Source organism: Brevundimonas sp., assembly GCF_036677305.1.
Taxonomy (GTDB): Bacteria; Pseudomonadota; Alphaproteobacteria; order Caulobacterales; family Caulobacteraceae; genus Brevundimonas.
The window spans coordinates 1-5,345 of the sequence record NZ_JAKFEB010000230.1; the positions used below are offsets into that span (position 1 = coordinate 1).

The 5,345-nt window shown below is 67.8% G+C and carries 6 protein-coding genes; 1 reads left to right on the plus strand and 5 read right to left on the minus strand.

The genetic code is table 11. The features are described 5' to 3' along the window. From V6M42_RS13250 to petA, 4 genes are all read right to left on the minus strand, one after another. On the minus strand, window positions 1-1,278 hold a 1,278-nt coding region (locus V6M42_RS13250; RefSeq protein WP_332678906.1), incomplete at its 3' end, for a M28 family metallopeptidase. 136 nt (window positions 1,279-1,414) lie between these two features. After that, window positions 1,415-2,287, minus strand: coding sequence for a cytochrome c1 (locus tag V6M42_RS13255; RefSeq protein ID WP_332657995.1), 873 nt, complete (start codon window positions 2,285-2,287; stop codon window positions 1,415-1,417). An 8-nt stretch (window positions 2,288-2,295) separates the two neighbouring features. Continuing rightward, a complete protein-coding gene (locus V6M42_RS13260) occupies window positions 2,296-3,624 on the minus strand; it encodes a cytochrome b (RefSeq protein ID WP_332657996.1) in 1,329 nt (442 codons plus the stop codon). Window positions 3,625-3,635: 11 nt separating this feature from the next. Then, window positions 3,636-4,178, minus strand: a complete 543-nt coding sequence (petA, locus tag V6M42_RS13265; RefSeq protein ID WP_332657997.1) for a ubiquinol-cytochrome c reductase iron-sulfur subunit — start codon at window positions 4,176-4,178, stop codon at window positions 3,636-3,638. Between the two features lie 194 nt (window positions 4,179-4,372). Here petA and V6M42_RS13270 point away from each other — a divergent pair, with 194 nt between their 5' ends. Next, window positions 4,373-4,813 carry a tRNA (cytidine(34)-2'-O)-methyltransferase gene (locus V6M42_RS13270; protein ID WP_332657998.1) on the plus strand — a complete coding sequence of 147 codons (441 nt, stop codon included), beginning with the start codon at window positions 4,373-4,375 and terminating at the stop codon, window positions 4,811-4,813. Here the strand turns inward: V6M42_RS13270 and V6M42_RS13275 are convergent. Further along, on the minus strand, window positions 4,797-5,345 hold a 549-nt coding region (locus tag V6M42_RS13275; protein ID WP_332678907.1), incomplete at its 5' end, for a hypothetical protein. The genes V6M42_RS13270 and V6M42_RS13275 overlap by 17 nt on opposite strands.

The window sequence follows — 5,345 nt, forward strand, 5'->3', positions numbered from 1 at the left end:
CGACTGGCCCGAGCCGATGATGTCCACGTCGGCGACCCGGCCATAGACGTTCATGGCGTCGATGTTGAAGCCCGCCACCGTCGTGGCCAGCGGATAGACCGGGTTGGCGGCGTAGAATTCGGAACCCAGCAGGCCGCTCTCCTCGGCGGTGAAGCTGATCATCACGATCGAGCGTTCGGGACGCGGGCCGGCGGCGAAGACGCGCGCCAGCTCCAGCAGGCCGGAGGTGCCCGTGGCGTTGTCTACGGCGCCGTTGAAGATGCGGTCGCCGTTCGCATCCGGATCGCCGACGCCGATGTGGTCCCAGTGGCCCGTGTACAGGATGGTCTCGTCGGGATGGGTCCTGCCCGGCAGGCGGGCGATGACGTTGTGGGTCGTGACCCGGCTGGTGGCGACGTCGAACATGGCGCTGAAGGTCGCGCCGTTCAGCTCGACCGGGCGGAAGTCACGGCTGCGGGCGCTGGCCTTGAGCGCCTCGAAATCCTGGCCCGCGCGGCGGAACAGGTCGACGGCGACGTCGCGCTGCATCCAGGCCTCCATCGGCACGCGTTCGGCGGCGGCGTTGGCGCGGACGATGTCGAACTGCGGGCCCGACCAGCTGTTCTGCACCGTGGCCCAGCCATACGACGCCGGGGCCGTCTCGTGCACGATGAGGACGCCGGCGGCGCCCTGACGGGCCGCCTCCTCATATTTGTAGGTCCAGCGGCCGTAGTAGGTCATGGCCCGGCCGTTGAAGGTGTCCAGCGCCGGCTCCTCGAAGTCGGCGTCGTTGACCAGCACGACGATGACCTTGCCGCGCACGTCCACGCCCTTGAAGTCGTCCCAGTTCCGTTCGGGCGCCTTGATGCCGTAGCCGACGAAGACCAGCGGCTTGTCGGTCAGCATGACGTGATCGCCCGGCAGGCGGGTCGAGATGGTGATCTGCTGGCCCTGGGTCAGGGGAATGGTCTCGCCGGCGACCTTCAGGTTCACGCCGCGGAAGTTCGAGGCGGAGAAGCGGTTCAGCGCCACGTCCTGGGTCCACGACCCGTTCGGGCCGCCGGGCCCGAAGCCGGCCGCCGCATATTGTTCGCTGAGGTAGCGGATGGTCATGTCCTCGGCCGGGGTGGCGATGCCGCGGCCCTGGTATTCGTCGCTGGCCAGCACGCGGACATGCTCGGACAGGCGGGCCGTGTCGAAGCTGGCGGCGGGCGCGCCCGCGCCCCCTCCGTCCATCGTCGCACAGGCGGACAACAGGGCGCCGGCGGCGAGCACGGCGGCGGTCGGGAACAGACGCATGGACGGATACACCCTCGGTCAATGACAGGACGGGCGGGACCCTAGGGCGAGTTTTTCAGCCTGTCGATGCGCATGAAAAACCCGCCGGAGCCTCGCGGCCCCGGCGGGTCATTGCATCGTCCGTGTCCGGCGGTCCCTAGTGGGCCACGCCCTTCCAGATCCGGCGGTAGCTGAGGTAGGTGACGCCCGCGAACAGGAACAGGAAGATCAGCACGCCCAGGCCCGTCTGCTTGCGCTGGACCTGCTTCGGGTCCGAGGCCCAGGCGATGTAGGCCGACACGTCCTTGGCCATCTGGTCGACCGTGGCGGCGGTGCCGTCGTCATAGGTCACCTGACCGTCCATCAGCGGGTTCGGCATGGCGATGAAACCGCCGGCGGGCACATGGGCGCCTTCCGGCACGAACGGGCTCAGGTCGCCGGCCATATATTCGTTATAGTACTGGCCCGGCCGGATCTGCAGATCAGCCGGCGGCTCCTTGTAGCCGGTCAGCAGCGAATAGATGTAGTTCGCCCCGCCGTGACGGGCCTTGGCCATCACCGACAGGTCGGGCGGCGCCGCCCCGCCGTTCGCGGCGGCCGCGGCCGTGGCGTTCGGATACGGGTTGGGGAAGCGGTCGGCGGCGGTGCCGTCACGCATCACCGGCTCACCGGTTTCGGTGTCGATGTCCGCGATCTGGACTTCCTTGGCCAGCGCCTTGACGAAGCGGTTCTCGGCCGGATTGGCCTGATGCGCGTCGTAGAAGGGCCCGCCCGGCTCGGCCAGGGTGCGGAAATGCATGAGGTTCATGCTGTGGCACGAGGCGCAGACCTCACGGTAGACCTTGTAGCCCCGCTGCAGCTGGCCCTGATGGAAGGCGCCGAACGGGCCGTCGAAGGCGAAGCCGCCGTCGCGCAGTTCATGGGCGCCGCCCTCGGCCATCGCCGGCGCGGCGGTGAACGCCAGGCCGGCGGCGGCGGCGATCAGGACCAGGGTCTTCTTCATGGCGCGGATATTCGTCTTGAGGGTCATGGTCGCGATCAGCCCTTCTTCTCGGGCGAGGCCGGAGCCGCCGACGTCATGGCGTCGCCGCCCGACAGAACCGGTTCCGAGATCGTCGCCGGGATCGGCTTCGGAGTCTCGCGCAGGCCGACCAGCGGCATGATGATCAGGAAGAAGGCGAAGTAGTAGAGCGTCGCCAGGCGGGTCAGCCACAGATAGCTGTTCAGGTCGCCGTCGATCAGGGTGAAGGTCTTGAAGGTCCCGATGACCGGCGCGTCCGGCAGCTGGGCGCCGCACCAGCCCAGGATCAGGCCGACCGCGACGAAGACCAGGAAGAAGACCTTCATCGTCGGACGATAGCGCATCGACCGCACCTTGGACGTATCCAGCCAGGGCAGGACGAACAGCACGCCGATGGCGCCGAACATCGCCAGCACGCCGCCGAACTTGTCCGGGACGGCCCGCAGGATCGCGTAGAAGGGCAGCATGTACCACTCGGGCACGATGTGCGCCGGCGTCACCAGCGGGTTGGCCGGGATGTAGTTGTCGGCGTGACCCAGGGCGTTCGGCATGAAGAAGACGAACAGGGCGAACAGGATCAGGAACAGGATGATGGCGAAGCCGTCCTTGACCGTGAAGTACGGGTGGAACGGAACCGTGTCCTTGGCCTGACGGTCCTTCGGGATCAGGATCCCGACGGGGTTGTTCTGACCGGCGTGGTGCAGGGCCCACAGGTGCAGCACCACGCAGCCGGCGATGACGAACGGCAGCAGATAGTGCAGCGAGAAGAAGCGGTTCAGGGTGGCGTTGTCGATCGCCGGGCCGCCGCGCAGCCAGATCAGGATCGGCTCGCCGACGACCGGGATGGCCCCGATCAGATTGGTGATCACCTCGGCGCCCCAGTAGGACATCTGGCCCCACGGCAGGACGTAGCCCAGGAAGGCGGTGGCGATCATCAGGAAGAAGATCAGGCAGCCGACGATCCAGATCATCTCGCGCGGCGCCTTGTACGAGCCGTAGTACAGCCCGCGGAGCATGTGCAGATAGACCGCGATGAAGAACATCGAGGCGCCGTTGGCGTGGGTGTAGCGGATCAGGTCGCCGCCGTTGACGTCGCGCATGATGCGCTCGACCGAGGCGAAGGCCAGTTCGGTGTTGGGCACATAGTGCATGGCCAGGATGACGCCGGTGGCGATCTGGATGACCAGGCAGAGGGCCAGGATGCCGCCGAAGGTCCACCAGTAGTTGAGGTTCTTCGGGGTCGGCAGCGACATGTAGTCAGCGCCGAAGCGGACGATCGGCAGGCGGGTGTCGAGCCACTTCTCGACGCCGGTCTTGGGGACGTAGGTGGATTCGTGATCGCTCATCGGTCTCGCCCTCAGCCGATCTTGATGCGGGTGTCGGAGACGTAATCGTACTCCGGCACGACGAGGTTCGCGGGCGCCGGTCCCTTACGGATGCGGCCCGAGGTGTCGTAGTGCGAGCCGTGGCAGGGGCAGAACCAGCCGCCGAAATCACCGGCTCCGAAGGTCGGGATGCAGCCCAGGTGGGTGCAGTTGCCGAGCAGGACCAGATACTGCTGGTGGCCGGCCTTGACGCGATCGCCGTCGGACTGCGGGTCCTTCAGCGCCGAGAGCGGCGCCGACACGGCTTCCTGGATTTCCCGCGGCGTGCGGTAGCGGACGAAGACAGGCTTGCCCTGCCACTTGATCACGACCTGCTGGCCTTCCTGGACCTTGCTCATGTCGAACTCGATCGACGCCAGCGCCAGGGTGTCGGCGGCGGGGTTCATCGAATTGATCAGCGGCCAGGCCAGCATGGCTCCGGCGCCGACGGCGGCCGCGCCGGCCGCGATATGGATGAAGTCCCGGCGGGAGGCGTCGCCGCCTGTACCGTTCTCAGTCACGACCGATTCGGCCACGTCTTACTCCTCGTGCGCCGCGGTCCGCGCCCGGAACGGGGTGCGGAGGATCGGCATGGATGCTCTAGCGGCTTCCCGTCGGTCTGACCCGGCCCTGCGTTGCGGCTCATCGCCGCAAAGTGCGCCGTCCCTTGAGAAACAGTCGCAATTCGAGCCGCGACAGACCCCCGGGCCGCGCGTATGAGGGCCTTAGAATGCGTCTCGCCCTTTTTCAACCAGCCATTCCGCAGAACGTGGGCGCATGCATCCGCCTCAGCGCCTGTTTCGGCGTGGAACTGCATGTGATCGAGCCCGCGGGTTTCCGTTTCGACGACCGCGCCCTGAAGCGCGCGGCGCTGGACTACGGCCCCCTGGGGCACATGACGCGCCACGCCGGCTGGGAGACTTTCCAGCGGGATCGCGGCCCGGGCCGGCTGATCCTGTTCACCACGAAGGGGGCGACGCCGCTGGACGATTTCGTCTTCCGGCCGGACGACACCCTGCTGTTCGGCAGCGAGCCCACAGGCGCCCCGGACTTCGTGCATGACGCCGCAGACGCCCGGGTGGTCATCCCCATCCAGCCCGGGGCGCGCTCGCTGAACCTGTCGGTCTCGGCGGGGATCGCCCTGTGGGAAGGCCTCAAGGCCCGTCGGTGATCAGCAGCACGGTGGCCAGCCCCGTCCGCCGGTCCAGCCAGAACCAGCTGCTGTCCTCGGATTCGCCGTCGAACCAGTCGCTCCATGCCGCCCACGAGTGATAGCTCAGCGCCTCGGAGCGGCGCCCGCCGAAGGCGCCCTCGGCCAGACCGTCGACAAGCTGGATCACCTGGGGATCCGGAAAGCCGCCCCCGCGATAGACGCCGCCATGGCTGAGGCGGCTGGCCAGCCCGCCGAGCGATCGCCAGCCGTCCGTCAGCTCGAACCCGAGGTGCGGCCCCATTCTCGCCAGGTGGGGGTTCGCCGCCGCGGCGTCTTCGCTCCAGCGGACGTCGCCGACCTCGGGCAAGGCCTGGCGGACAACCGGGCGCCGGAAGAACTCCGTGAAGAACCAGAGGTCATGCAGGCGATTGCGCGTCAGGAAGAAGACAAGCGCGGGGTCGAGGTCGAGGAAGAACTGCGCCGCCAGGGCTCGACCGTTGGGCCAGTCGGCGTCGATCTCCTCCACAAGCCGGGCGATACGGCCATCCAG